This is a genomic window from Streptomyces sp. NPDC014894, from assembly GCF_043080985.1.
In the GTDB taxonomy this organism is placed as follows: domain Bacteria; phylum Actinomycetota; class Actinomycetes; order Streptomycetales; family Streptomycetaceae; genus Streptomyces.
The window spans coordinates 628,644-654,483 of record NZ_JBIBWD010000001.1; the positions used below are offsets into that span (position 1 = coordinate 628,644).

The 25,840-nt window shown below is 72.9% G+C and carries 24 protein-coding genes; 9 read left to right on the forward strand and 15 right to left on the reverse strand.

Annotation, left to right across the window (positions count from 1 at the left end):
- Positions 1-457: 457 nt before the first annotated feature.
- Both ACF089_RS02665 and hmgA read right to left on the reverse strand, forming a co-directional pair.
- The gene (locus tag ACF089_RS02665) at positions 458-1,210 is read right to left on the reverse strand and encodes a GntR family transcriptional regulator (RefSeq protein WP_392020789.1); all 753 of its coding nucleotides are present in this window, start codon (positions 1,208-1,210) and stop codon (positions 458-460) included.
- Positions 1,211-1,241: 31 nt separating this feature from the next.
- Positions 1,242-2,576, reverse strand: coding sequence for a homogentisate 1,2-dioxygenase (gene hmgA / locus ACF089_RS02670; protein WP_392020791.1), 1,335 nt, complete (start codon positions 2,574-2,576; stop codon positions 1,242-1,244).
- Positions 2,577-2,893: 317 nt separating this feature from the next.
- Here hmgA and ACF089_RS02675 point away from each other — a divergent pair, with 317 nt between their 5' ends.
- On the forward strand, positions 2,894-4,342 hold the full coding sequence (locus ACF089_RS02675; RefSeq protein WP_392020794.1) for a CitMHS family transporter: 1,449 nt from the start codon (positions 2,894-2,896) through the stop codon (positions 4,340-4,342).
- Between the two features lie 356 nt (positions 4,343-4,698).
- Positions 4,699-6,054, forward strand: coding sequence for an ABC transporter ATP-binding protein (locus ACF089_RS02680; RefSeq protein WP_392020796.1), 1,356 nt, complete (start codon positions 4,699-4,701; stop codon positions 6,052-6,054).
- Between the two features lie 91 nt (positions 6,055-6,145).
- Here ACF089_RS02680 and ACF089_RS02685 read toward each other — a convergent pair whose 3' ends face one another.
- Positions 6,146-6,763 carry a TetR/AcrR family transcriptional regulator gene (locus tag ACF089_RS02685; RefSeq protein WP_392020799.1) on the reverse strand — a complete coding sequence of 206 codons (618 nt, stop codon included), beginning with the start codon at positions 6,761-6,763 and terminating at the stop codon, positions 6,146-6,148.
- Positions 6,764-7,030: 267 nt separating this feature from the next.
- Between ACF089_RS02685 and ACF089_RS02690 the strand changes: the two genes are divergently transcribed.
- Entirely contained in the window at positions 7,031-7,654 is a 624-nt protein-coding gene (locus ACF089_RS02690; RefSeq protein WP_392020803.1) for a TetR/AcrR family transcriptional regulator, read from the forward strand.
- A 28-nt stretch (positions 7,655-7,682) separates the two neighbouring features.
- On the opposite strand, the gene ACF089_RS02695 is transcribed toward ACF089_RS02690, so the two are convergent.
- Positions 7,683-8,147: a MaoC family dehydratase gene (locus ACF089_RS02695; protein WP_392020806.1), complete on the reverse strand. Its 465-nt coding sequence runs from the start codon at positions 8,145-8,147 to the stop codon at positions 7,683-7,685.
- 131 nt (positions 8,148-8,278) lie between these two features.
- On the opposite strand from ACF089_RS02695, the gene soxR reads away from it, so the two are divergent.
- On the forward strand, positions 8,279-8,749 hold the full coding sequence (soxR, locus tag ACF089_RS02700) for a redox-sensitive transcriptional activator SoxR (RefSeq protein WP_392020809.1): 471 nt from the start codon (positions 8,279-8,281) through the stop codon (positions 8,747-8,749).
- A gap of 343 nt (positions 8,750-9,092) precedes the next feature.
- Here soxR and ACF089_RS02705 read toward each other — a convergent pair whose 3' ends face one another.
- The 8 genes from ACF089_RS02705 to ACF089_RS02740 all read right to left on the reverse strand — a co-directional run bounded on the left by ACF089_RS02705 (position 9,093) and on the right by ACF089_RS02740 (position 16,124).
- Positions 9,093-9,704 carry a hypothetical protein gene (locus ACF089_RS02705; protein WP_392020811.1) on the reverse strand — a complete coding sequence of 204 codons (612 nt, stop codon included), beginning with the start codon at positions 9,702-9,704 and terminating at the stop codon, positions 9,093-9,095.
- Between the two features lie 167 nt (positions 9,705-9,871).
- A complete protein-coding gene (locus ACF089_RS02710) occupies positions 9,872-11,158 on the reverse strand; it encodes a serine-threonine protein kinase (protein WP_392021596.1) in 1,287 nt (428 codons plus the stop codon).
- A gap of 144 nt (positions 11,159-11,302) precedes the next feature.
- Complete coding sequence (locus ACF089_RS02715; RefSeq protein WP_392020814.1) at positions 11,303-12,655, reverse strand: erythromycin esterase family protein; 1,353 nt, start codon at positions 12,653-12,655, stop codon at positions 11,303-11,305.
- 260 nt (positions 12,656-12,915) lie between these two features.
- Complete coding sequence (locus ACF089_RS02720; protein WP_392020817.1) at positions 12,916-14,163, reverse strand: exo-beta-N-acetylmuramidase NamZ domain-containing protein; 1,248 nt, start codon at positions 14,161-14,163, stop codon at positions 12,916-12,918.
- Positions 14,164-14,277: 114 nt separating this feature from the next.
- Positions 14,278-14,577 carry a hypothetical protein gene (locus tag ACF089_RS02725; protein WP_392020820.1) on the reverse strand — a complete coding sequence of 100 codons (300 nt, stop codon included), beginning with the start codon at positions 14,575-14,577 and terminating at the stop codon, positions 14,278-14,280.
- Between the two features lie 264 nt (positions 14,578-14,841).
- Entirely contained in the window at positions 14,842-15,171 is a 330-nt protein-coding gene (locus tag ACF089_RS02730; RefSeq protein ID WP_392020822.1) for a DUF202 domain-containing protein, read from the reverse strand.
- Entirely contained in the window at positions 15,168-15,566 is a 399-nt protein-coding gene (locus ACF089_RS02735; RefSeq protein ID WP_392020825.1) for a YidH family protein, read from the reverse strand. Before ACF089_RS02735 ends, ACF089_RS02730 begins: the two co-directional genes overlap by 4 nt.
- A 33-nt stretch (positions 15,567-15,599) precedes the next feature.
- A complete protein-coding gene (locus tag ACF089_RS02740; RefSeq protein ID WP_392020828.1) occupies positions 15,600-16,124 on the reverse strand; it encodes an NUDIX domain-containing protein in 525 nt (174 codons plus the stop codon).
- Between the two features lie 165 nt (positions 16,125-16,289).
- Here ACF089_RS02740 and ACF089_RS02745 point away from each other — a divergent pair, with 165 nt between their 5' ends.
- Positions 16,290-17,942 (forward strand): FAD-binding dehydrogenase, encoded by a 1,653-nt coding sequence (locus ACF089_RS02745; protein WP_392020830.1) that lies wholly within the window; start codon positions 16,290-16,292, stop codon positions 17,940-17,942.
- A 232-nt stretch (positions 17,943-18,174) separates the two neighbouring features.
- On the opposite strand, the gene ACF089_RS02750 is transcribed toward ACF089_RS02745, so the two are convergent.
- Together ACF089_RS02750 and ACF089_RS02755 are read right to left on the reverse strand one after the other, a co-directional pair.
- Positions 18,175-19,572, reverse strand: coding sequence for a gluconate:H+ symporter (locus ACF089_RS02750; protein ID WP_392020833.1), 1,398 nt, complete (start codon positions 19,570-19,572; stop codon positions 18,175-18,177).
- Positions 19,573-19,640: 68 nt separating this feature from the next.
- Positions 19,641-20,150, reverse strand: a complete 510-nt coding sequence (locus ACF089_RS02755) for a gluconokinase (RefSeq protein ID WP_392020835.1) — start codon at positions 20,148-20,150, stop codon at positions 19,641-19,643.
- A 166-nt stretch (positions 20,151-20,316) separates the two neighbouring features.
- Between ACF089_RS02755 and ACF089_RS02760 the strand changes: the two genes are divergently transcribed.
- The 4 genes from ACF089_RS02760 to ACF089_RS02775 all read left to right on the forward strand — a co-directional run bounded on the left by ACF089_RS02760 (position 20,317) and on the right by ACF089_RS02775 (position 24,759).
- The gene (locus ACF089_RS02760) at positions 20,317-21,033 is read left to right on the forward strand and encodes a FadR/GntR family transcriptional regulator (RefSeq protein WP_392020838.1); all 717 of its coding nucleotides are present in this window, start codon (positions 20,317-20,319) and stop codon (positions 21,031-21,033) included.
- Between the two features lie 330 nt (positions 21,034-21,363).
- A complete protein-coding gene (locus ACF089_RS02765; protein WP_392020840.1) occupies positions 21,364-22,824 on the forward strand; it encodes an amino acid permease in 1,461 nt (486 codons plus the stop codon).
- Positions 22,825-23,044: 220 nt separating this feature from the next.
- On the forward strand, positions 23,045-24,130 hold the full coding sequence (locus tag ACF089_RS02770) for an S-(hydroxymethyl)mycothiol dehydrogenase (protein WP_392020842.1): 1,086 nt from the start codon (positions 23,045-23,047) through the stop codon (positions 24,128-24,130).
- On the forward strand, positions 24,130-24,759 hold the full coding sequence (locus tag ACF089_RS02775) for an MBL fold metallo-hydrolase (protein WP_392020844.1): 630 nt from the start codon (positions 24,130-24,132) through the stop codon (positions 24,757-24,759). Before ACF089_RS02770 ends, ACF089_RS02775 begins: the two co-directional genes overlap by 1 nt.
- A 54-nt stretch (positions 24,760-24,813) precedes the next feature.
- Here ACF089_RS02775 and ACF089_RS02780 read toward each other — a convergent pair whose 3' ends face one another.
- Positions 24,814-25,746, reverse strand: coding sequence for a pseudouridine synthase (locus tag ACF089_RS02780; protein WP_392020847.1), 933 nt, complete (start codon positions 25,744-25,746; stop codon positions 24,814-24,816).
- Positions 25,747-25,840 lie beyond the last annotated feature (94 nt).

Genomic DNA, 25,840 nt, shown 5'->3' on the forward strand with positions numbered 1-25,840 from the left:
AGCGCCCACCCGCTCCCGTGTCACCGCCTGCGTGGCCCCGCGCTCAGGCGATCACGCCGTCCCGGCGCGGCGCGGCTGACGCGTCGCCGTCCGTCATTCCCGGCGACCTCAGCGGCGCGTTCGCGTGCCCGCCCAGCGCGGGCGCCGCGCCCATGCGCGCCTCCGGTCCGCCCGACAGGGTGATCGGGGGCGGCGGCGCCCTCGGCGATCCCGCCGGTGAGTCCCTCTCCCGCCACCGGTCACACGCCGCGAGCCGCGGATGCCCGGCCGCATCCGCCGCCACGCCCAGCCGTGTCCACCCTTGCCCGGCCGTGCGCGGGCGGTCCCGGCCACCGCCCCCCTGTCGGCCGGCGGCCCGCCGCCGCGCGTCCGGCGGCGCGGCGGACGCCCCGCCCGCCCACTCGGCCGACGCGTCCGGTACGGAGACCTTGGCCGGCCCGCGCCGGGGCCGGACGGCTCACTCCGCCTCGACCGTCACCGAGAACGCGAACCGGTCGCCCCGGTAGCGGATCCGGGCCACGTCCACCACGCGCCCGTCCCGGTCGTAGGTCACCCCCGTGTAGTGCAGGATCGGGCTCAGCAGCGGCACCTTCAGCAGCTCGGCCGTCCGCGGGTCCGCGAGCCGCGCCTCCACGGTGTCGGTGATCCTGCTGATCCGCACGCCCGCCGTGTCCCGCAGTACCTTCGTCATGGGCCAGCGCTCCAGATCCGCCACCTCCAGCCGCTCCGCGACGTCCGGGCGGACGGCGTTCTCCGCCCAGTTGGTCGGCTCGCCGCTCTCGCCGTCGGAGCGCAGTCTGCGGTAGGCGACGATCTCCGGCACATCGGGGAAGTGCTCGGCCAGCTCCCCGGGCACCGGCTCCGGGCCGTGGTCCAGGATCGTCGTCAGCTCGCCCGACTGCTGGGCGACGATGGCGTCGATGGAGCCGAGCAGCCGCCTCGGCGCACCGCGCCGCGCGCCCGGTTCGATGAAGGTGCCCCGCCGCCGGTGGCGGCTGATCAGCCCCTCCTCCTCCAGCTCCTTCAGGGCCTGGCGCATGGTCAGCACGCTCACGCCGTAGTGCGCGGCGAGCCGCTCCTCGGTGGGCAGTCGCAGCGACGCGTCGGGGGCGCGGCCGAGTATCGAGGCGCGCAGCGACTGCGAGACCTGGTACCACAGCGGCAGCTTGCGGTTCAGGACCAGCGAGTCGGGGGCGAAGGAGGAGGTCACGGCGGGCTCCGTCTCTCCGGGTCAGGGCTCATCACGGCGTGAAATGACGCTCAAGACCCTGCCATACGTTGTCGTAGCCGCTCTGCAGATGGTCTGCGCCGGCCGCCTGCGCGGTGGCCGTCACCGGCCAGCGCGTCTCGAACATGAAGGCGAGGCCGTCGTCGATCTTCTGCGGTCGCAGCTCGGCCGCGCTCGCCCGCTCGAAGGTCTCGCGGTCGGGCCCGTGCGCCGACATCATGTTGTGCAGCGAGCCGCCGCCGGGGACGAATCCCTCGGCCTTGGCGTCGTACGCGCCCTCGATCAGACCCATGTACTCGCTCATCACATTGCGGTGGAAGTACGGCGGCCGGAAGGTGTCCTCGCCGACCAGCCAGCGCGGCGCGAAGACCACGAAGTCCACGCTCGCGAGCCCGGGGGTGTCGGTCGGGGAGGTCAGCACGGTGAAGATCGACGGGTCGGGGTGGTCGTAGGAGATGGTGCCCATGACATTGAAGCGGCGCAGATCGTAGACGTACGGGACATGGCTGCCGTGCCAGGCGACCACGTCGAGCGGCGAGTGGTCGTGGACGGCGGCCCAGAGGTTCCCGCAGAACTTGCTGATCACCTCCACCGGCCCCGCGCGGTCCTCGTACGCCGCGGTCGGGGCGAGGAAGTCCCGCGCGTTGGCGAGGCCGTTCGCGCCGATCGGGCCGAGGTCCGGCAGCTCGAAGGGCTGTCCGTAGTTCTCGCAGACATAGCCGCGGGCCCGCTCGTCCAGCAGCTCGACCCGGAAGCGGACGCCCCGGGGGATCAGCGCGACCTCGCCCGGCCGGGCGGCGAGCACCCCCAGCTCGGTGACGAGCAGCAGCCCGCCCAGCTCGGGGACGATCAGCAGCTCGCCGTCGGCGTCGCCGAACACCCGGTCGGTCATGGAGGCGTTGGCGTGGTAGAGGTGCACGGCCATGCCGGTGCGCCGGGTCGCGTCCCCGTTCCCGCCGAGCGTCCAGAGCCCGGCCAGCCAGTCGGTGCCCGGCTCCGGCGCCGGGAGCGGATTCCACCGCAGCCGGTTGGGGTCGGGGACGGTCTCGGTGAACGGCGCGGTGCGCAGCCGGCCGTTGTCGGCGCGGCGGTAGGGGGGATGGGCGGCCGAGGGCGTGATCCGGTACAGCCAGGTGCGGCGGTTGCGGGCCCGGGGCTCGGTGAAGGCGGAACCGCTCAGCTGCTCCGCGTACAGCCCCAGCGGGGCCCGCTGGGGGGTGTTCCGGCCGACGGGGAGCGCGCCGGGGACGGCCTCCGAGCTGTGCTCGTTGCCGAACCCGGGGGAGTGCCCCAGGGTCTCCGCCGTCTTCCGCGCCCGCTCCATGGCCTGCTGCTCGCTGCCGCTCATCGCCGCTCCCGGTACTGAAAGCCGAAAGGAATCCTATGGGTCACCGTAGGATTGTGGGGGCGGTCCGTCAACGCCAAACGGCGGGCGCGGGGCGGCGTGTCCCGGCCCCCGGATCCGGGCGCGACCGGGGGCCGGGCGGGGCCGCGCGGGGGCTCTGTCGGGGAGTGATGGCCCCCGAAACCTGCACTACTACGTTGACCTGGGGTTTTGCTCGTATTGCTCACACGTCAACATCTTGTTAACAGCTTTTGACGGGACCTAACGTCATCCGGACCGCCGCCTCTGGTGGGAGTTCAAGGATGAACGTTAGGTAGCCCATGCTGACTATCCTCGGCTTCACCATGATCGCGACCTTCCTGGTCCTGATCATGATGAAGAAGATGTCGCCCATCGCGGCGCTGGTCCTCGTCCCCGCGCTCTTCTGTGTCCTCGTCGGCAAGGGCGCGCATCTCGGGGACTACGTCATCGAAGGCGTCGGCAATCTCGCGCCCACCGCCGCGATGCTGATGTTCGCGATCGTCTACTTCGGTGTGATGATCGACGTCGGGCTCTTCGACCCGATCGTCCGGGGCATCCTGCGCTTCTGCAAGGCCGACCCGATGCGGATCGTGGTCGGTACGGCGCTGCTCGCCGCGATCGTCTCGCTCGACGGCGACGGCTCGACCACCTTCATGATCACCGTCTCGGCGATGTATCCGCTCTACAAGCGGCTCGGCATGAGCCTGGTCGTGATGACCGGTGTCGCCGCCACCGCCAACGGCGTCATGAACACCCTGCCCTGGGGCGGCCCCACCGCCCGTGCCGCCACCGCGCTGAAGCTGGACGCGGGCGACATCTTCGTGCCGATGATCCCGGCCCTCGCCGTCGGCCTGCTCTTCGTCTTCATCCTCTCGTACGTGCTCGGCATGCGGGAGCGCAAGCGCCTCGGCTATCTCTCCCTCAAGGAGGCGCTGGAGCCGGAGAGCGAGACCGTGCTGGTGAAGGCCGGCGGCTCCGGGGCGAAGGACGCGTCCGGTACGGCCTCCGGCTCGGCCTCGGGCTCCGGCTCCGACGCCTCGGGCTCCGGCTCCGACGCCTCGGGCTCCGGCTCCGGCGCGGCCGCCGGTCCGGGCGACACCGAGGAGTTCCAGGGCCTGGACCCGAACCGCGAGACGCTCCGCCCCAAGCTCTACTGGTTCAACGCCGGGCTCACCATCGCCCTCCTCACCGCGATGATCATGGAGCTGCTCCCCATCCCGGTCCTCTTCATCCTCGGCGCGGCCCTCGCCCTCACCGTCAACTACCCCAAGATGTCGGACCAGCGGGCCCGGATCGGCGCACACGCCGAGAACGTCCTCAACGTCGCCGGCATGGTCTTCGCCGCCGCCGTCTTCACCGGAGTCCTCACCGGCACCGGCATGGTCAAGCACATGGCGGACTGGCTCGTCGGGGCCATCCCCGAGGGCATGGGCCCGCACATGGCCATCGTCACCGGTCTGCTGAGCCTCCCGCTCACCTACTTCATGTCCAACGACGGCTTCTACTTCGGTGTGCTGCCCGTCCTCGCCGAGGCCGGCGCCGCCCACGGAGTCTCCCCGGTGGAGATCGCCCGCGCCTCCCTCGTCGGCCAGGCCCTCCACATGTCCAGCCCGCTCGTCCCCGCCGTCTACGTCCTCGTGGGCATGGCCAAGGTCGAGTTCGGCGACCACACCCGCTTCACGGTCAAATGGGCCGCGCTCACCTCCCTCGTGGTGCTCGCCGCCTCGGTCGTCTTCGGCATCGTCTGACCCGCTCGCGGGCGTCCCGCGGGCATCCGGACGCACCCGGGAGCACCCGCGCGCGCCCGTCCGGCCGGCCCCGCCCGCCGCGCACCACCACCGCCGCCCCCGGCGTCAAGCCGGGGGCGGCTCCCTTTTGTCGTGCTTGATGTATTTCGCAGTGCGGTGACCGGGTCCGGGCCGTGGCAAAATCACTCACGGCAAATTAGAAGGCTTTCATCATCGCCAGTGCCAGAACCGCACTTTGACCGACGAAATGGAAAAAGGTCGGGATAAACATCCGCCGGGACGATTCCCCGACCGGAGATAATCAGCTATTTTCGAGCGTCTCAGCCGATCCCCATCTGACCCGGCGGGACCCCCACATGACTCGCGCGATTTCCCTGCACAACGTCAGCAAGCGTTACGGACGGGCACCACGCGCCGTCGATCGATTCTCCCTCGCGGTCGAGCCCGGAGAATTCGTGGTGCTCCTCGGACCCTCCGGCTGCGGAAAATCCACCGTCCTGCGCATGATCGCGGGGCTGGAGGCGATCACCGAGGGTGAACTGCGCCTGGACGGGCAGCCCGCCAACGACGTGCCGCCCGGTGATCGAGACATGGCCATGGTCTTCCAGAACTTCGCCCTTTATCCGAACATGACCAATCGCGACAACATCGGCTTTCCCTTGCGGGTGGAGAACCCGCGAGAGGACCGAGGCCCCCGGGTCGACGCCACTGCCCGGAAGCTCGGTATCGAGGACGTCCTGGACCGCTACCCCAGCCAGCTCTCCGGCGGTGAGCGCCAACGCGTCGCCATGGGCCGGGCGATCTCCCGGCGGCCGTCCGTCTTTCTCATGGACGAACCGCTCTCCAACATCGACGCCAAGTTACGCATTCAGCTGCGCTCCGAAATCGCCCAGCTCACCCGGGAGATGGGAGTCACCACCGTCTATGTCACCCACGACCAGGCCGAGGCCATGTCGCTCGGCGACCGGGTCGCGGTCATGCGCGGCGGAGTGCTCCAGCAGGTGGGCGTGCCGCGCGACATCTACGCCCTCCCCGAGAACATCTTCGTCGCCGCGTTCATCGGCACCCCCCGGATCAATCTGATCCAGGCCGTCGTCCACGCCCCGCCCCAGGAGGGGATGTCCCTGGACCTCGGCAGCCAGCGGCTCCCCCTGCCCGAACCGCTCAGCGTCGACCATCAGCTGCTCCGTATCCAGCAGGGGCGGCCGATCATCGTCGGACTGCGCTCCGAGGCCACCAGGATCGCCCTGCCGAGCCAGGCCCGGCCCGGGGAGGTCCCGCTGACCGGGATCGTCGGGCACACCGACTACCAGGGGCACGAGGCGCTGGTCTATGTCGACATCGGCTCCCGTCCCGCCGCCGTCACCGATCTGGAGTCACCCCGGCCCGCCGGGCCCGCGCGCCGCCGAAGAGCCAGACCCCGGCCGGGCGTCCTCGACCGGCTGAAGGAGCGCGCGGTGGCACAGCTGCCGGGCTCCACCGTCAGCCTCGGGGGCACACAGCGCCTCCCCTACAACCCGTACGCCTCCTACGATCCGACGCCCCAGCCCGTCGGCGCGGGCGCGCTGGTCGTACGGACTCCTCCCAGCCTCTGGCTCCAGCGCGGCGCGCAGGTGCCGCTGCTGGTCGATCTGGCGCATCTCTATGTCTTCGACCGCCACGGACGGCGGGTCTGTCCCGCCCCCGCCGAGCTGCTCGGCCCCGATACGTGAAGGAGGGAGCCCGGGGCGGCCCGGACCCTCCGGCCGGGAGCGCGCGGACCCCGGCCGCCCCCGGCGCGCGCCCGGGACCGCCGGGGCGCGGTCAGCGGCGTACGGCGGCGTACCGCACGGCCAGCCCGTCGAGGATCGCCCGCAGGCCGGTCGCGAAGGCCCCCTCGTCGGTCGCCTCCGGGCGCTCCCGGCCGGGACGGGAGCCGTACGCCTCCTCGGCGGGCACGGAGCCGGGGCCGGCGGCCGACCCCAGGGCCGAGCCGGTGACGAAGTACCCCAGCAGTGCGCCGATACGGGCCGCCTCGGCGGGCGGCCAGCCCGCGCGGGCCATCGCGTCGAAGACCGCGTCGGCCGCCCGCAGCCCCGCCGGGCGGCGGCCGGGGCCCCGGGCCAGGACCGGGACGATGTGCGGATGGGCCGTCAGCGCCGCCCGGTAGGAGAGGGCCCAGTCGTGGAGGGCCGCGGCCCACTCCCGGCCGTCGTCCGGCGCGAACATCGACAGATCGATCCGGGCGCTGACCCGGTCGGCGACCGCGTCGAGGATCTCGCCCTTGGTGCGGAAATGGTTGTAGAGGGAGGGGCCGCTGACCCCGAGTTCGGCCGCGAGCCGCCGGGTGGAGACCGCCTCCAGCCCCTCCGCGTCCACCAGCGCGCCCGCCGTCTCGACGATGCGTTCTCTGCTCAGAAGCGGCTTGCGCGGTCGGGCCATGGAGCCCATCGTAGGGCCGGACCAGCGGGGTCGGCCGATGCGCGGCCGCGCGCCCGGTCGGCGTCAACGGGCCTCGGAGTCACGTCGGTTGACGCCGGGCCGGCGGGCGGAGGGTCCTCGCGCGAGTCCGCGAGTCCCGGCGGCGGCCCGGGCCGGGGAGCGCCGGCGCCGCCGAGGATCCCCGGCCCGGCTTGCCGTCCAGGAGCTAAGCGCTTGCTCACCTTCGGGGTATGGTGTTCCTCCTGCTGGGAAGAGAAGAGGCGAGCCATGACTGCGGCCGAGGAGACGAACGGCGAGAACCCGCCGTGGGGCGAGGTCGCGCCCGAGGCGGCGAGAAAGCTGCTCGTGGCCGCCGTCGCGGCGTTCGCCGAGCGGGGCTATCACGCCACCACGACCCGCGACATCGCGGGCCGGGCCGGAATGAGCCCCGCCGCCCTCTACATCCACTACAAGACCAAGGAAGAGCTGCTCCACCGCATCAGCCGGATCGGCCACGACCGCGCGCTGCGCATCCTGACGGCCGCCTCCGAGAGCGGCGGCACCCCCGGCGAGCGCCTCGCCGAGGCCGTCCGCTCCTTCGTCCGCTGGCACGCGGGACGCCACGACACCGCGCGCGTGGTGCAGTACGAACTCGACGCGCTCTCCGAGGAGCACCGGGCCGAGATCGTGGCGCTGCGCCGCCGCAGCGACGCCGTGGTGCGCGGGATCCTCCGCGACGGCGTGGAGGCCGGGGAGTTCGACGTCCCCGATGTGCCGGGGACGACCCTGGCCGTGCTCTCGCTCTGCGTCGACGTCGCGCGCTGGTTCAACGTCCAGGGCCGCCGCACCCCCGAAGAGGTCGGCGCGCTCTACGCCGACCTCGTGCTGCGGATGGTCTCGGCCCCCCGCTGACGCGCGCGGGGGGAACGGCGGCGGAGGCTCAGAAGTAGTAGCGGGACAGCGAGTCGGCCACGCAGACCGGCTTCTGCCCACCCTCCCGCTCGATCGTGACCCGGGTCGCCACCTGCACCCCGCCGTCCGCCGCCCCGGTCACCTCGCGCAGTACGGCCGTGGCCCGCAGCCGGGAGCCGACCGGCACCGGCGCGGGGAAACGGACTTTGTCGGTGCCGTAGTTGAGGCCCATCCGCATTCCCTCGACCCGCATCACCCCGGGCACCAGGACCGGCAGCAGCGAGAGCGTGAGATAGCCGTGGGCGACGGTCGTCCCGAAGGGGCCGTCCGCCGCGCGCGCGGGGTCCACATGGATCCACTGCCGGTCGCCGGTCGCCTCGGCGAAGAGGTCGATCCGCTTCTGGTCGATCTCCAGCCAGTCGCCGGGGCCCAGCGGTTCGCCGACCGCGGCGCGCAGTTCCTCGGCTGAGGTGAAGATCCTCGGCTCGGCCATCTCCCTGCTCCCTGACTCTCGTCGGCGTACGGCGTCCCGGCCGGCCCGGCCTCCCGGCCAGGGCCTAAGCGCTTGCTCAGCATGCTGGGCGGGCGTGTTTCTGTCAACGAGGACCCGCTAGGCTTCGAGGGGTGCCTCAGTTTCCCGAGAAGACTCACGAGCTCACCGTCGGTCAGCTCTCCGAGCGCAGCGGCGCGGCCGTGTCCGCCCTGCACTTCTACGAGTCCAAAGGGCTCATCACCAGCCGCAGGACCACCGGCAATCAGCGCCGCTACTCCCGGGACACCCTGCGCCGGGTGGCCTTCGTCCGCGCCGCCCAGCGGGTCGGCATCCCGCTCGCCACGATCCGGGACGCTCTCGCGGAACTGCCCGAGGAGCGCACCCCCGACCGGGACGACTGGGCCCGGCTCTCCCACGCCTGGCGCAAGGAACTGGACGAGCGGATCAAACAGCTCGGGCGGCTGCGCGACCACCTCACCGACTGCATCGGCTGCGGCTGTCTCTCGCTGGAGACCTGCGTGCTCTCCAACCCCGACGACGCCTTCGGCCGCCAGATGGCCGGCTCCCGGCTGATGCCGGTCCGCTACAAGGACGACGGCTGACCGCGCCCGCCGTGAGGGGCGGCGATCGCGCCTGTCCGGCCGCCGGGTCCGTCCCGTCCGAACGACCGCCGACCGTGTCCGCCCCGTACGAGCGCGGGCCGAGCCCGTCCGCCGTACGGCCGGGGGCTGAACCCCGTCCGCGTACGGGCGCCCGCCGCGTCGGCCCCGTACCGGATCCCGGCCCGAATCAGGACCCGGGACCACCCCGGACGCCCGGCCCCCCCTGGGGTGGCGGTCCTCCTCCGGCTCCCCGGTCCTGGAACTCCCGGTTCTCCGGCGCCGCCCCGCCCCGGGCCTCGCGCCCGTGCTCACCTCGTATCGCCGGGCCGCGCCCGGCGGCCGCTCAGGCCACCGACGCGAGCCCCCGGCGGCCCGCCTCCTTGGCCGACGCCACGGCCTGGGAGGTCAGTACGGGCCGGGGCACCACGATGCCGCAGCCCGTGCACACCGGTCCGGTCCAGGGCTCGTTCGTCAGATCCTGTCGCCACACGATTCCGGTGGCCTCGCAGACCGGACAGGAATCGCCCGGTTCGTCCTCCAGCGCGCCGATCAGCCGCCGCAGCACCTCGTCCAGCGGGGCCGCCGGGTGGCACGACGGATGGTCGCAGCGCGCCACCCCGTGCCCGCCCCAGGTGCGCCGGTGCCAGTCGTCGACGGACCCGGGCCGCCGCAGCCCGTCGTGCTTCTCGCGTTTACGGCGGTCCGCGAAGCTCTCCTCGTACGCGAGCCACACGGCCCGCGCGCGTTCCAGTTCCTCCAGCGCGGCCACCAGCCGCGCCGGATCGGGCGCCCTGTCCTCGGGTTCGATCCCGTGCCGCACACACAGGTGATCCCAGGTCGCCCTATGTCCGTAAGGGGCGAATCTCTCCAAGCACTTGCGCAGGGAGTAACGCCTCAGCGCCAGATCACACCGCGCGTCGCGCACCTGTCTCGCAAGACTCCGGAAACCGGCCATCGCACTGCCACCTCCGTCGCTCGTCCATCGAGCGTTGGTGTTTGGACGTACGACTGCCCGATCCGGCTCCATTGAAAATGCCCTTCGCGGGACTACGGCATGTTCCTTGGAACATCGCAGGTCACAAGGGTGCGTCAGATGCCGGCGACCGGCCGGGGCCGACCGGATCAGCGTCCGATGCGGCCCGCGGCCACCACCACCCGCGCCAGCTCCCGGTGGCAGATGTCGCTGTGCGCCCCGGTCGGCGGCCCGCCGCGCCGCACCACCGACGCGCTGTCCAGGCTCACACACCCCGCGCGCGGCAGACCCCGCGTCAGCGCCTCCTCCAGCGTCAGCCGGACGGACGGCGGCCCGGCCGACCGCAGACCGCCGTGCCCCGCCGCCCACCAGCGCGGATCGGGCCCGCCGGGACGCCGGTCGTCCCCGGCGAGCCGGGACGCCAGCGGATAGATCACCCCGAGCGCGCTGTCGTGGCGGGAGTAGCAGGCCACCACGGGACCGTCCACCCGGTGCTCCATCGCCCGCAGCGCGCCCGAGTTCTGCGCGGCGTGCGGCAGGCTGGGCGCGAACGCGTACTGGGAGAAGGCCGCCTGGAGCAGCGTCACCGACTTCACGCTGTGCACCCCGTCGGGCAGCCCGCGCAGCGCGAAGGCCACCAGCCGGGCGCCCTGGCCGTGGCCGACGAGATGCACCCGTATCCCGGGGCGGCCGCGGGCCAGCCGGCCCAGCAGCGGTCCGAGCCCCAGCTCCCCGACGGCCCCCGCCCGGCGTTTGAGCGCGTAGTACGTGGTCTGGCGCAGCAGCTCCCTGGCCCCCCGCCACACCCCGTTCAGCCCCGGGGGTCCGGGCGGCGAGGGCGGTTCGGTCCGCTCCAGCGCCGCCGTGAAGGCCCGGCACAGCGTCAGCGCGTCCTCGTACAGCAGCGCGGGCGGCCCCTGCTCGTCCCGGGGCAGATCGTCGGTGAAGCAGGCCTCCAGTCCGCCCGCCGGGGCCTGGGCCAGCTGCCGGGCCAGCCGGCCGAACTCGGTGAACGCCCCCGGCGACTCCGGCCGCGTCCCCAGCAGGAGGGAGAGCCGCGCCACGGTGGCCCGGTGCCCGGGGAAGAGCCCGTTCAGCGCCGACCGGGTCGCGAGGTCCAGCCCCTGCCCCGGCTCCGGTGCGCGGCCGGGGGGCGCGGGCTCCGGCGGGCCGAATCCCGGCGCGGGCTCGTCCGGGAAGCGCATCGAGGGCCAGCGGATCCCCGCGTACCCCAGCCGCACCCGGGGCGACACCAGTGACGGGAAGGGCGCGAAGAAGGCCGCGTGCAGCCGGGCGGCCGTGGCGGGGGAGTTGTTCCAGCCATGGGCGAACATCACCAGATCGGTGACGTCCAGCCGCAGCAGCGGGTCCAGCCCCGCGCCGTCGAGATCGCCGTCCTCGCCGAAGCGGATGTCCCGGTACGGTCCCGCGCTCATGTCCGGCATGACTGCCCCTCCCCGACACATCCGCCTCTGTCTCCAGGATCCGGTGTCGAGGCGGGCACGGCCAGACCCGTGACGTGGGCGATCGGGCCCGGCGGCGCTCGCGAGCCGTCCGCCGGGAGCGCCCGGCGGGCGCGGTCAGAGCCGGTCGGCGGCGGTGACGCGGTGCAGATGGATCAGTACGTCATAGCTCGTACCGAGCCGGACCTGCTCCGGATCGGCGGGCCAGGCATTGCCGATGTTCCGGGTCGTCCTGGCCACATTCAGCCATTCCCGGGCGGCCCGGGGAGCGGTGCGCATATCCAGGAAGTAGTCCTCGCGCGCCACCCGCTCCAGCGTCTCCTCATTGCCGCCGGGCTCCGGCGGGCCCACCGAGAACTCGCGGACCGGCTCCGCCGGCGGGTCGCCGAGGTCCTTGGCGTTGAACGAGCCCCGGCCGAAGGTGAATCCGGCGCTCACATAGGCGTCCCCGATCATGTCCCGGATGAACGCGCCCTGAAGCTTCGGATAGTGGACGGGGTCGGTCGTCTCGTATCCCACATGTCCGTTGTGCGCGGAGAGCAGCACCTTGTCGCCGGTCTGCCGCTGCCACCACACCGTGTTCTCGGCCATGACCCGGTCCCGGTAGAGCATCGCCTGCCCGAGCTGGTCCTGATCGAAGAAGTCGAAGGCCCAGCCCGCGCCGACCTGCGCGATCGAGCGGGCGTGCTGGAGCATCCAGGCGTGCCGCTCCCGGTCGGGCCCCGGCCGCAGCCGCTCCAGCAGTTCGAGCGCCGCCGCCGTGTCGGCCGCCATCGCCCGCCGCTCGGCGAGCGGCCGGGTGAGGTTGTGCGTCATGGTCTCGTCCACCGAGCCCGTCGGCCGCGACGCCCGGTACAGCTCCCGCACCCGGGGGAGCAGCTCAGGACGCCGCTCGGCGACGTACCCCGTCACGGTGTCGAACAGCTCCGGCCCGGCGTGGGCCAGGTCGTTGCCGAGGAACCGCACCGGCCGCTCGGGCCGGCCCTGGTTGTACCGCCGCATCCAGCGGAGCAGATCCAGATACTCCCGGGTGTGCCACAGGAGATAGGAGTTCTGGAACTCCTCCCGCATGACGCGCCGGACATCGCCCCTGCCGTGCAGCACATAGTCGTTCAGCCGCAGCCCGGCGCTCCAGGGGGCCTCCAGGGCGAAGGCGGTGAAGCCCTTGCGCTCCACCAGGTGCCGGAAGATCCGGCTCTTGACGCGGAAGAACTCGCGGGAGCTGTGGGTGGCCTCGCCGAAACCGGCGATCGTCGCGTCGCCGATCATCCGCTCCAGCGGGCGGAGACCGGCGAGCGGGCGGGCGGCCCGCGCCAGCGCGCGCACCGGGTCGGCGGTGCGCGCGGTACGCGCGGCGGGCGCGGCGGCGGCCGGTCCCGCCGCCCCGGCCGCCGTGAGGGAGCCGACCGCGAGCGCGGTCAGCAGGGTCCGACGGCGCGGCGGGCGGGGGGTGTCCGGTGAGAGGTCCATGGGATCAAGGCTGTCGGCCCGGCGGGGACCGGGCCATCCGGCTGCCGCCCGTGCGCGCGGTGGCGTCCGCCCCCGCTCCGGAGGTCGGGCTCTCCCCCGGGGACTCCTCCGTACGAGGCGTCGGCGGCGCGGGCGCACGGCTTCCCCGTGAGGCGTCGGCGGCGCGGGCGCACGGCTTCCCCGTGAGGCGTCGGCGGCGCGGGCGCACCGCTTTCCCGTGAGGCGTCGGCGGCGCGGGCATCGCTCCCGTGCCGGGCGCGTCAGTAGCGCAGATACCGCTTCCGTACGGCGCGGAACGCCGCCAGCTCGTCCCGCCACGCCCCCACCACGTCGTCCGTCCCGGCCCCCGCGTCGATCAGGGTGCGGACCTTCACCGAGCCGGTGAGCTTGTCGATCCAGTGGTCGGAGCGCCAGGCGAAGCCGCTCCAGGAGCGTTTGGCCGTCACCAGCAGGGCGACGGCGGTGCGCACCGGGTCGAACGCGTCCCGGTCGTGGACGTGCAGCTGCACCCCGCCGACCGTCCTGCCCTGGAACTTGGAGAACGTCGGGGTGAAGTACGCCTCCCGGAAGCGCACCCCCGGCAGCTCCTCGGCGTTCGCCGCCAGGGCCCAGCGCCGGTCCACGCCCTCCGCGCCCAGCAGTTCGAAGGGGCGGGTCGTCCCCCGGCCCTCCGAGAGATTGGTGCCCTCGAAGAGACAGGTGCCCGCGTAGACGAGCGCGGTCTCGGGCGTGGGCATGTTGGGGCTCGGCGGCACCCACGGCAGCCCCGTCTCGTCGAAGAAGTCCGAGCGCCGCCACCCCGACATCCGTACGGTCTCCAGCTCCACCGGACGGTCGGCGAGGAACTCGGCGTTGAAGAGCCGCGCCAGCTCGGCCACCGTCATCCCATGGGCCTGCGCGATGGGCTCGCGGCCCACGAAGGTCGCGAAGGGTCGCTCCAGCACCGGCCCGAGGGCGGCCCGGCCGGTCACCGGATTGGGCCGGTCCAGCACGACGAATCGTTTCCCCGCGAGCGCCGCCGCCTTCATGCAGTCGTACAGCGTCCAGATGTAGGTGTAGAAGCGGGCCCCGGCGTCCTGGATGTCGAAGACGACCGTGTCCACGCCGGACGCGGTGAAGACATCGGCGAGCGGCTGACCGCTCTTCAGATAGGTGTCGTACACCGGCAGTCCGGTCGCGGGGTCGTCGTACCGGCCCTCGGAGCCGCCCGCCTGGGCCGTGCCGCGGAATCCGTGCTCGGGGCCGAAGACGGCGATCAGATCGGCCCTCGGGTCGGCGTGCATCACATCCACCACATGGCGGACGTCGGAGGTGATCCCCGTCGGGTTGGTGACCACGCCGACGCGCTGCCCGGCCAGCTGGGCGTAGCCGCCCGCGGCGAGCCGGTCGAAGCCGGTGCGGACCCGGCCGCGCCGGCCCGTTCCGGCCGCCGCGCCCGGCGCGGCGCCCGTGACCAGCGCCCCCGCGGCTCCGGTGGCGGCCAGCAGTCCCCGTCTGGACAGGCTCATCGGGCTCCCTCGGTACGGACCGTCTGTCATGGCCACGCACGCTAGCGCGCCCGACCGCCGGACGGAACGACCCCGACGGCACGTCCGTTCGCCCCGAGCCGCGCGGGGCCGGGCTCAGTGGTCGTCCCAGTGGCCCCCGTGGGCGGCGTGCCGGTGGCCGTCGTGGACGTAGTCGACGTGGTCGCCGTGCTCCACCGCCGGATGGCCGCAGCCCGGCCCGTGCTCATGGGCGTGGCCGCTGTGCGTGAGATGTCCGCCCGGCTCGCACTCGTCCCAGTGGCCGGAGTGCTCGCGGTGGAGATGGCCGTGGTGCGCGTAGTCGACGTGGTCGCCGTGCGGGACGCCGGTGTGGCCGCAGTCCGGGCCGTGGGTGTGGTGGTGCGGGGCGTGGGTCTGATGGAGGGCTGAGGACATGGCGTACGCCTTATGTCGGGTGTGTGGGGATCTGTACTTCCAGGCTAGCCCGCGGCGGCCCGGCGGCCCGGTGGGCCTGCGGTAGCGCGGGCCCGCGGCAGGGCGGGCCGGGAAGCGCCGAGGCCCCGCACCGCCCACGCCCGGTACCGCTCGGAGCCCGCACCGCCGCCCACACCCGGTGCGGCTCGGTCCCGCACCGCCCCCCACGCCCGGTGCGGCTCGGTCCCGTACCGGCCCCGAGACGTGCGGGAGACCTGCACGGACTCACACCAGCGCCGCCACCGCGAACGCCGCCAGCCCCACCGTGCACAGCGTCGCCGCGAGCGCCACCCGCTCCGGCAGCACCCCGGGCTCGGCGGCGGCCCCCAGGGCCCGTACCCGTCGATGCGCCACCAGGAGGAACCCCAGCCACACCAGCGCGCTCAGCGCCACCGCGACCGTCGCCACGGCGTCCATCGGCCCGCTCAGCGCCTGGCGGCCCGCGAGCACGGCCGCCACCGTGAAGGTCAGCGTCGTCCTGCGCCACGCCAGCCGGGTCCGCTCCGGCTGGAGCCCCGGGTCCCGCGCGGGGGCCGCGGCCGCCGGCGGTGTCACCGGCCGCCCTCCCAGCCGAAGAGCACCACGACCACCATCGCCAGCGCCACCGCCGCGATCACCAGGCTCAACAGGGTCGGAAAACGGGACACCGGCAGATCCTCGCCCCGCCGCATCGCCCGCTCGCACCGCACCCAGTGGTTGACCGCCCGCAGCGCGCACAGCACACCCGCCGCCAGCAGCCCGAGCGCCATTCCGGCCCGTACGCCCCACCGCAGGTCCGGCAGAAACTGGTCCACGGCGAAACCGCCGCCGATGAGCGCCAGCGCCGTACGCAGCCAGGCCAGGAAGGTCCGCTCATTGGCCAGCGAGAACCGGTAGTCGGGCGTCTCGCCCTCCTCGCGCACCCGCTGGGGCGCGAACCACAGTCGCAGGCTCCGTGCGATCTCCTTCACCTTTCGCACCCTACCCGCGAAACGATCATAGGATCAGGGACGGAAGTCCCTCATACGGCGGTACGCGGCCAGCCCGTCCGGCGCCCACTCCCACTCCTCCAGCCGCCGCTCCAGCTCCGCCTCCGGGACGAAGGAGTGCCAGGCGACCTCCTCCGTCTGGGGGTTCACCGGCGTCTCGCAGCGGACCTCGTACACCGCGGACCACCAGGAGCGCGCGGCCCCGCCGTCCGCCCCGGCCTCCTCGTACAGAAAACGGAACAGCGGCGTCGGCCGGGGGAGGCCCGAGACGCCCAGCTCCTCCTCCGCCTCCCGCAGCGCCGCCGCGTCATAGCTCTCGCCCGCCCCCACGACCCCGCCGACGAACATGTCGTACAGCGAGGGGAAGACCGGCTTGGACGCCGTTCTGCGATGGACGAAGACCCGGCCCAGCCCATCCCTGGCCAGCACGAACACACAGCGGTGGCGCAGCCCGCGGGCATAGACCTCGCCCCGGGGGGCCCGGCCCACGACCCGGTCCAGCTCGTCCACGACATCGAGAATCTCGTCGGCGCTCATCACGCCATTCCATCAGGCCCGGCCGGGACGGAAGCGGGCTCCGTCCGTCCGGACCGTTGACGGGTTACCGCCGCGTACGGAAGATCGGACCGCCGGACCGGCCGGAGTCGCACCGTCACGCGCCCGCCCGGCCCCCACCGACCCCGCCGGACAAGGATGGAACAAGGCATGGCGTACGACGCTGACGTGATCGTGATCGGGGCAGGCCTGGCGGGACTCGCGGCCACGGCGGAGCTGGTCGCCGCCGGGCGCAGGGTCATCCTGGTCGACCAGGAGCCGGAGCACTCCATGGGCGGCCAGGCCCACTGGTCCTTCGGCGGTCTCTTCCTCGTCGACTCGCCCGAGCAGCGCCGGCTGCGGATCCGCGACAGCCACGACCTCGCGCTCCAGGACTGGCTGGGCACGGCCGGCTTCGACCGCGAGGAGGACGGCTGGCCCCGCCGCTGGGCGAACGCGTACGTCGACTTCGCCTCCGGGGAGAAACGGGCCTGGCTGCACGCGATGGGCATACGGTTCTTCCCCGTCGTCGGCTGGGCCGAGCGCGGCGGCCACGACGCCCGCGGCCAGGGCAACTCCGTCCCCCGCTTCCACATCACCTGGGGCACCGGCCCCGGCGTCGTCGCCCCCTTCGCCCGCAAGGTCGCCGAGGGAGTCGCCCGGGGGCTGGTCCAGCTCCGGTTCCGGCACCGGGTCACCGGCCTCGGCCGCACCTCGGGCGTGCTCGACACCGTCAGCGGCGAGGTGCTCGAACCCTCCGCCGCGCCGCGCGGCGCGGCCAGCGGGCGGGAGGTCGCCGGGGCCTTCGAACTGCGCGCCCAGGCGGTGATCGTCACCTCCGGGGGCATCGGCGGCAATCACGACCTCGTCCGCGCCCACTGGCCCGAGCGCCTCGGCTCCCCGCCCGGCAAGCTGCTCTCCGGCGTCCCCGCCCATGTCGACGGGCTCATGCTCGGCATCGCGGAGCGCGCGGGCGCCAGCCACATCAACCGCGACCGGATGTGGCACTACACCGAGGGCATCGAGAACTGGAACCCGATCTGGGCCCGGCACGGCATCCGGATCCTGCCCGGGCCCTCCTCGCTCTGGCTCGACGCGCGCGGCCGGCGGCTCCCCGTCCCCCTCTTCCCCGGCTTCGACACCCTCGGCACCCTCGAACACATCCTGCGTTCCGGCCACGAGCACACCTGGTTCGTGCTCGACCGGCGCATCATCGGCAAGGAGTTCGCCCTCTCCGGCTCCGAGCAGAATCCCGATCTCACCGGCAAGTCCGTCCGCGGGGTGCTCGGCCGGGCCCGCGCCGGGGTGCCGGGACCGGTCCAGGCGTTCATGGACCGGGGCGCGGACTTCGTCGTCGAGCGGGATCTCGCCGCGCTGGTCCGGGGCATGAACGCGCTCACCGGGGAGCCGCTGATCGAGGAGGCGGAGCTGCGCCGCGAGATCGTCGCCCGGGACCGGGAGATCCGGAATCCCTTCACCAAGGACCTCCAGATCACAGCCGTCCGGGGGGCCCGCGGCTATCTCGGCGACCGGATGATCCGCACCGCCGCCCCGCACCGGATCCTGGATCCGGCGGCCGGGCCGCTGATCGCCGTACGGCTGAACATCCTCACCCGCAAGTCGCTCGGCGGGCTGGAGACCGATCTGTCCTCCCGGGTGCTGGACGCGGACGGCGCGCCGCTCGCCGGGCTGTACGCGGCGGGGGAGGCCGCCGGGTTCGGCGGCGGCGGAATGCACGGCTACCGCTCCCTGGAGGGCACCTTCCTCGGCGGCTGCCTCTTCTCCGGCCGTACGGCGGGCCGGGCCGCGGCCCGCGCGATCTGACCGGCCCCGGGCCGGACCGGCGGCCCGGGCACGGGTCGCCCGCAGACTCGGGAACGGGTCGCCCGTGCCGCCGGACCCGGGCCCCCGGCCCTCCGGGCCCGTGCCGCCCGTGCCGCCCGTGCCGCCGTACGGGGAGCCGCCCGGCCCGGCGGGCGCCCCCGTACACACGAAAGCGCCGGGGCGGACTCCTCGAAGAGTCCGCCCCGGCGCCCGGGGTCCGTCGCGCGGAGAGCTACAGCACCAGGGACAGCAGCAGCACGAAGACGATGCCGACCACCGAGATGATCGTCTCCATCACCGACCAGGTCTTGATCGTCTGGCCGACGGTCATCCCGAAGTACTCCTTCACCAGCCAGAAACCGGCGTCGTTGACATGGCTGAAGAAGAGCGAACCCGCGCCGATCGCCAGCACCAGCAGCGCCGACTCCGTGGTGGACATGCCTTCCGCCAGCGGGGCGACCAGACCGGCCGCGGAGATCGTCGCCACGGTCGCCGAACCCGTGGCCAGACGTATCGCCACCGCGATCAGCCAGGCCAGCAGCAGGGTCGGGATCGCCCAGTTCTCGGAGATGTCCAGGATCATCTGGCCGACGCCGACGTCGATCAGCGTCTGCTTGAAACCGCCGCCCGCGCCGACGATCATCAGCACGCCCGCGATCGGGGCGAGGGACTTCTCGACCGTGGACGCCAGCCGGTCCTTGGTGAAGCCGGCCGCGGCGCCCAGCGTGAACAGACCCACCAGAACGGCCGCGAGCAGCGCGATCATCGGGGAGCCGATGATGTCGGTGACCTTCTGCACCGGGTTCTCGGGGTCGTCGACGACGATCTCGACCAGCGCGTTCGACAGCATCAGAACGACGGGCAGCAGGACCGTGAAGACGGTCGCGCCGAAGCCGGGACGCTTGTCCAGGTCCTCCGACGGACGGGTCGGGATCATCTTCTCGGGCGCGGGGATGTCCACCCAGCGGGCCGCGTACTTGGCGAAGAGCGGGCCCGCGATGATCACGGTCGGGATGGAGACCAGCACACCGAGGGCGAGCGTCACGCCGAGGTTGGCGTCGAGCGCGTCGATCGCGACCAGCGGGCCGGGGTGGGGCGGGATCAGGCCGTGCATGACCGACAGACCGGCCAGCGCGGGGATGCCGATCCGCATCAGCGAGTAGTTGCCGCGCTTGGCCACCATCAGCACCACCGGGATCAGCAGCACGATGCCGACCTCGAAGAAGAGCGGCAGACCGATCACCGAGGCGATCAGCACCATCGCCCAGGGCATGGTGCGCCCGTTCGCCTTGGCCAGGATGGTGTCCACGATCTGGTCACCGCCGCCGGAGTCGGCGAGCAGCTTGCCCAGGATCGCGCCGAGCGCGATCAGCACACCCACACCGGCGACCGTCGAGCCGAGGCCCTTGGAGAACGACTCGATGGCCTTGCCGAGCGGGGCCCCGGCGAACGCTCCGAGCGCCAGCGACCCGATGGTCAGCGCCAGAAACGCGTGCAGCTTGAACTTGGTGATGAGCAGGACGATGACGGCGATGCCCGCGAGGACGGCGATGCCGAGCTGGGCGTTGCCCGCCGAGGTGATCGGCGCTGTGGCGTCCGCTGCCAGCATCTCGACGCTGAGACTGGTCACGGTGGTTCCTTAAGGAAGCTGAGTGAGGGGGTGGGGAGGGAGAAGCGGTACGGCGGTACGGAGCGGGCCTACCGGTCCAGCGCGCGCAGCGCGGCGGCGGCGCGGGCGGTGATGTCCTGGGGGGTGCCGGAGACGTCGACGTCCACGCCCGCCTCGTCCTCCTGGAGCGGCTGGAGCGTGGCGAACTGGGAGTCGAGCAGCTTCGTGGGCATGAAGTGCCCCTTGCGCTCGGACATCCGCCGCTCGATCAGCTCACGGTCGCCGGTGAGGTGGAGGAAGACGGCGTCCGGGGCGGCGGCCCGCAGCCGGTCCCGGTAGGACCGCTTCAGGGCCGAGCTGGACACCACCCCGCCGACGCCCGCCCGGCCGTGCGCCCACTGCCCGATCGCGTCGAGCCAGGGCCACCGGTCGGTGTCGTCCAGCGGGGTGCCGGCCGACATCTTGGCGATGTTCGCCGGGGGATGGAAGTCGTCGCCCTCGGCGTAGGGAACGCCCAGTGCGTCGGCGAGCAGGGGACCGATCGTGGTCTTGCCGGTTCCTGCCACGCCCATCACCACAACGACGTGAGGGGTGCTCATTACATGCCTCGCTGATTCCGTCACACCGGCGCCGACCACGGTGTCGACATCGGTCCGTCGCGCTACTGAAACCCATTAGGTACGACATATTCAAGAGGCTGAGACCTAAACGTCATACTTTTTGTTCCCGGACCGAGCTTCGGACCCCGCCCCGTACCCTTGATCCATGACGACTGCGGGCGGCCAGGACCTCCACACACTGGTGCTCGACACCCTGGGCCTCGCGATCACCGCGGGCGAGTATCCGCACGGCAGCGTGCTGCGCACCGACGAGATCGCCCAGCGCTTCGACGTCTCCCGCACCGTCGTCCGCGAGGCCGTACGCGTCCTGGAGTCCATGCACCTGGTCGAGTCCCGCCGAAGAGTCGGCGTGACCGTCCGCGCCATCGCGGAGTGGAACGTCTACGACCCGCGCGTCATCCGCTGGCGCCTGGCCGGCGCCGACCGGCCCCGCCAGCTGCGCTCGCTGACCGTGCTGCGCTCCGCCGTCGAGCCGGTCGCCGCCGGTCTCGCCGCCCGCAACGCCACCCCCGAGCAGTGCGCCGCGCTCACCGAGTGCGCCCTCGGCATGGTCGCCACCTCGCGCGGGAACCAGCTGGAGGCGTATCTGCGACACGACATCGCCTTCCACCGGGTGGTGCTCAACGCCTCGGGCAATGAGATGTTCGCCCGGCTCGGCGATGTGGTCGCCGAGATCCTCACCGGGCGTACCCACCATCAGGTGATGTTCGACGACCCCGACCCGGCGGCCGTGACCCTCCATGTCCAGGTCGCCGAGGCGGTCCGCGAGGGCGACGCGGCCCGGGCCGAGGAGATCACCCGGGAGATCGCGGTCGGAGCCCTCGCCGAGCTGGACGTGCTCGCCCCCGACCCGTCCCGCTGACCGGCCCCTTCGCCGCCCCCGCCCGCCCCGCCGCTCCCCGCGTCCCTCGGCCGGCCGTCCCCGGCCGCCCCCTGCGCCCGTCCTGCCCTCCCCTGCTCTCCCCGGCTTTCCCCGGCTCTCCTCCGCCTTCCGGCCGGGGAGCCGGTCACCGGCGCGCGTCGGCCCGGCCCCTTCGGCCGTGATTTACTGCCACGGTTTGCTGAGGTCCTTGCTTTACCCGCTCGAAACCTCAGAAGCACCTCAGATCTATGTCTGTGTGACCTTGAGCACTGCCAGAATCGCAGGGCTGCTGACGACCTACGCTCCCTCACGAAGGCGAACCTCCCCCCTATGAGTGACCGCACCACCGAGGCCGGGCCGCCCCCCGCCGGTCCCCTGTCCAAGGGCTCCTCGCACGTGGACGCCGGCGACGCCGGGTACAGCAAGGACCTCAAGTCCCGCCACATCAACATGATCGCGATCGGCGGGGCGATCGGCACCGGGCTCTTCCTCGGCGCGGGCGGCCGGCTGGCCGACGCGGGCCCCTCCCTCGCCATCGCCTACGCGGTCTGCGGCCTCTTCGCCTTCTTCGTGGTCCGCGCCCTCGGCGAGCTGGTCCTCTACCGCCCCTCCTCCGGAGCCTTCGTCTCCTACGCCCGTGAGTTCATGGGCGAGAAGGGCGCCTACACGGCGGGCTGGCTCTACTTCCTGAACTGGTCCACCACCTGCGTCGCCGACATCACCGCCGCCGCGACCTACGCCCACTTCTGGGCCATGTTCAGCGACATCCCGCAGTGGATCCTCGCCCTGATCGCCCTCGCCGTCGTGCTGACGGCCAACCTCATCTCGGTGAAGTACTTCGGCGAGATGGAGTTCTGGTTCGCGATCGTCAAGGTCGCCGCCCTGGTCGCCTTCATGCTGGTCGGCATCTTCCTGCTGGTCACCCAGAAGGAGATCGGCGGCCACACCCCCGGCCTCGGCACCATCACCGCCAACGACGGCGTCTTCCCGTTCGGCATGCTGCCGATGCTGCTGGTCATCCAGGGCGTCGTCTTCGCCTACGCCTCGGTCGAGCTGTGCGGCGTCGCGGCCGGCGAGACCAAGAACCCCGAGAAGGTCATGCCCGGGGCGATCAACTCGATCATGTGGCGGGTCGGCGTCTTCTACGTCGGATCCGTCGCGCTCCTCGCGCTGCTCCTGCCGTACACCGCGTACTCGGCGGACGAGAGCCCCTTCGTCACCGTCATGGACAAACTCGGCGTCCCCGGCGCGGCCGGGGTGATGAACCTGGTCGTCCTCACGGCCGCGCTCTCCAGCCTGAACGCCGGTCTCTACTCCACCGCCCGCATCCTGCGCTCCATGGCCCTCGCGGGCTCCGCGCCCCGGTTCACCGGCCGGATGAACAAGGGCCAGGTGCCCTACGGCGGCGTCCTGCTCACCGCCGCCTTCGGCATGGCCGGCGTCGGACTGAACTACGTCATGCCCGGCGAGGCCTTCGAGATCGTGCTCAACCTCGCCTCGCTCGGCATCCTCGGCACCTGGGGCATGATCATGATCTGCTCGCTGCTCTTCTGGCAGCGCGCCCAGGAGGGCCGCCTCAGCCGGCCCTCGTTCCGGCTGCCCTGGGCCCCGTACACCCAGATCGTCACCCTGGTCTTCCTCGTCAGCGTGCTCGTGCTGATGTGGTGGGGCGGCGGCATCGGCCGTACGACGGTGATGCTCCTGCCGCTCATCGCGGCGGCCCTGGTCGGCGGCTGGTTCATGGTGCGCGGCCGGGTGACCTCCATCGCCGCGGAGCGCGAGCGGCTCTGACGGCGCACCGCCCCGGTCCCCATCACCTGTGAAGTCCTCCCGGCCGGCCCCGGCCGCCGGGAGGACTTCCGCCGTTCCGCTCCGATCGCCCGATCCGGGGCGGTGGCGGAGAACACCCCGGTACGGCCCCCCGCGCCCGTCGCGCACCCGGCTGTCGCGGCGCACCGCGGGGCAGGCCATAGTGGTGGTCGACCCAGGTACGCGGAAGGGCAGGGAATCGATGTCGCAGCAGGTGCAAGGTGTGATCGCACCCGGTAAGAACGAGCCGGTGCGGGTGGAGACGATCATCGTCCCCGACCCCGGCCCCGGTGAGGCCGTGGTGAAGGTGCAGGCCTGCGGGGTCTGCCACACCGATCTGCACTACAAGCAGGGAGGGATCAACGACGACTTCCCCTTCCTCCTCGGCCACGAGGCCGCCGGAGTCGTCGAGTCCGTCGGCCCGGACGTCACCGACGTCGCCCCCGGCGACTTCGTCATCCTCAACTGGCGCGCGGTCTGCGGCAGCTGCCGGGCCTGTCTCCGCGGCCGCCCCTGGTACTGCTTCAACACCCACAACGCCCGCCAGAGCATGACCCTGACCGACGGCACCGCGCTCTCCCCGGCGCTCGGCATCGGCGCCTTCGCCGAGAAGACCCTCGTCGCGGCCGGCCAGTGCACCAAGGTCGACCCCGCCGTCTCCGCCTCCGTCGCGGGCCTCCTCGGCTGCGGAGTGATGGCGGGCATCGGCGCGGCGATCAACACCGGCGAGGTCGGCCGGGGCGACAGCGTCGCCGTCATCGGCTGCGGCGGCGTCGGCGACGCCGCGATCGTCGGCGCGCGGCTCGCGGGCGCGGCCCGGATCATCGCCGTCGACATCGACGACCGCAAGCTGGAGACCGCGCTGCGGATGGGCGCCACCCACACCGTCAACTCCCGCTCCACCGACCCCGTCGAGGCCGTACGGGAACTCACCGGCGGCTTCGGCGCCGACGTCGTCATCGAGGCGGTCGGCCGCCCCGAGACCTACCGGCAGGCCTTCTACGCCCGGGACCTCGCGGGCACGGTCGTCCTCGTCGGCGTACCGACCCCGGAGATGAAGCTGGAGCTTCCGCTGCTGGACGTCTTCGGCCGAGGCGGCTCGCTGAAGTCCTCCTGGTACGGCGACTGCCTGCCCTCGCGCGACTTCCCCATGCTGATCGACCTCCACCAGCAGGGCCGGATCGACCTCGGCGCGTTCGTCACCGAGACCATCGGACTCGGCGACGTCGAGCAGGCGTTCGCCCGGATGCACGAGGGCGACGTCCTCCGCTCGGTGGTGCGTCTCTGATGGCCGCGCGCATCGAGCACCTCGTCACGGCGGGCGTCTTCGCCCTCGACGGCGGCAGCTGGGACGTCGAGAACAACGTCTGGATCGTCGGCGACGACACCGAGGCGATCGTCATCGACGCCGCCCACGACGCCTCCGCGATCGAGGCCGCGCTGAACGGCCGCACGCTGAAGGCGATCGTCTGCACCCACGCCCACAACGACCACATCGACGCGGCCCCCGCGCTCGCCGACGCCACCGGCGCGCCGATCCTGCTCCACCCCGACGATCTCCCGCTGTGGAAGCGGACCCACCCCGACCGCGCCCCGGACGGGGAACTGGCCGACGGCCAGATCCTCACCGTCGGCGGGGTCGGGCTGACCGTGCTCCACACCCCCGGCCACGCGCCGGGCGCGGTCTGCCTCCACGCGCCCGCGCTCGACACGGTCTTCACCGGGGACACCCTCTTCCACGGCGGCCCCGGAGCCACCGGGCGCTCCTTCTCCCACTTCCCGACGATCATCGACTCGATCCGCGACCGGCTGCTGACGCTCCCGCCGCGCACCGAGGTCCGCACGGGCCACGGCGACGGGACCACCATCGGCGACGAGGCCCCCCAGCTGGCGGAGTGGATCCGGCGCGGTCACTGAGACCGGGCCCCCGGCCGGTCCGGGGCTCCGGCCCGGACCGGCCGCCGGTCCGGGTCAGGGCCACCGGGCGAGCCGCAGCCCGCTCTCGAAGCGGTACGGCTCGCCCGTCACCGGATCGGTGAACTCCAGCGCCTTCGCCAGCAGCTGCAGCGGACGCGAGAAGTCGTCCGGCGCGGGCCCCGGATCCTGGACGACCGGATACAGCGGATCGTCCAGGATCGGCAGCCCCAGACCGCTCATATGGACCCGCAGCTGATGGGTGCGGCCGGTGGCCGGCCGCAGCCGGTACCGGCCGAGCCCGCCCCGGTGCTCCACCAGCTCGATCCGGCTCTCGCTGTTCGGCTCGCCCGCCGCCTCCCGCGCGGCCGGCTCCCCGCGCTCCTTCACGATCCGCCCCCGCACGGTACGGGGGAGCGCCACCCCCGGGTCGTACGGCGCGATCGCCTCGTACTCCTTGCGCACCAGCCGGTCCCGGAACAGCGTCTGATACGCGCCCCGGTCCCCGGGCCGCACCACGCACAGCAGCAGCCCCGCCGTCAGCCGGTCCAGCCGGTGCGCCGGCTGGAGCCCGGGCAGCCCCAGCTCCCGGCGCAGCCGCGCCACCGCCGTCTCGGTGATGTGCCGTCCGCGCGGCGTCGTGGCGAGGAAGTGCGGTTTGTCCACGATCAGCAGCCGCTCGTCCCGGTGCACGATCCCGATCTCGAACGGGACCCGTGTCTCGGCGGCGAACTCCCGGTGGAACCAGAGATACCGCCCCGGCCCGTACGGTTCGTCCGCGCCGACCGGCCCCTTCTCCGAGACGATCCGGCCCTCGCGGAAGAGCGCCGCGACCCGCTCCCGGCCGACGGCGTCCCCGTACCGCGCCGCCAGATGGTCGTACACCGTCCCCCACCGGCCCTCCGGATCCTCCGGCAGGCGGACCCGTACGGGATCGATGCCGTCGCGCTGGGGGAGCGGCGACGGGGGAGCCTTGCGTCTGCGTCTCACCCCCGCGACTGTATGCCGCCGCGCGCCCGGCCGTCCGCGCCCCCGGCCCCGCGCGCACCGGGTGCCCGGCCCCGCGCGCACCGGCCCCCGGCCC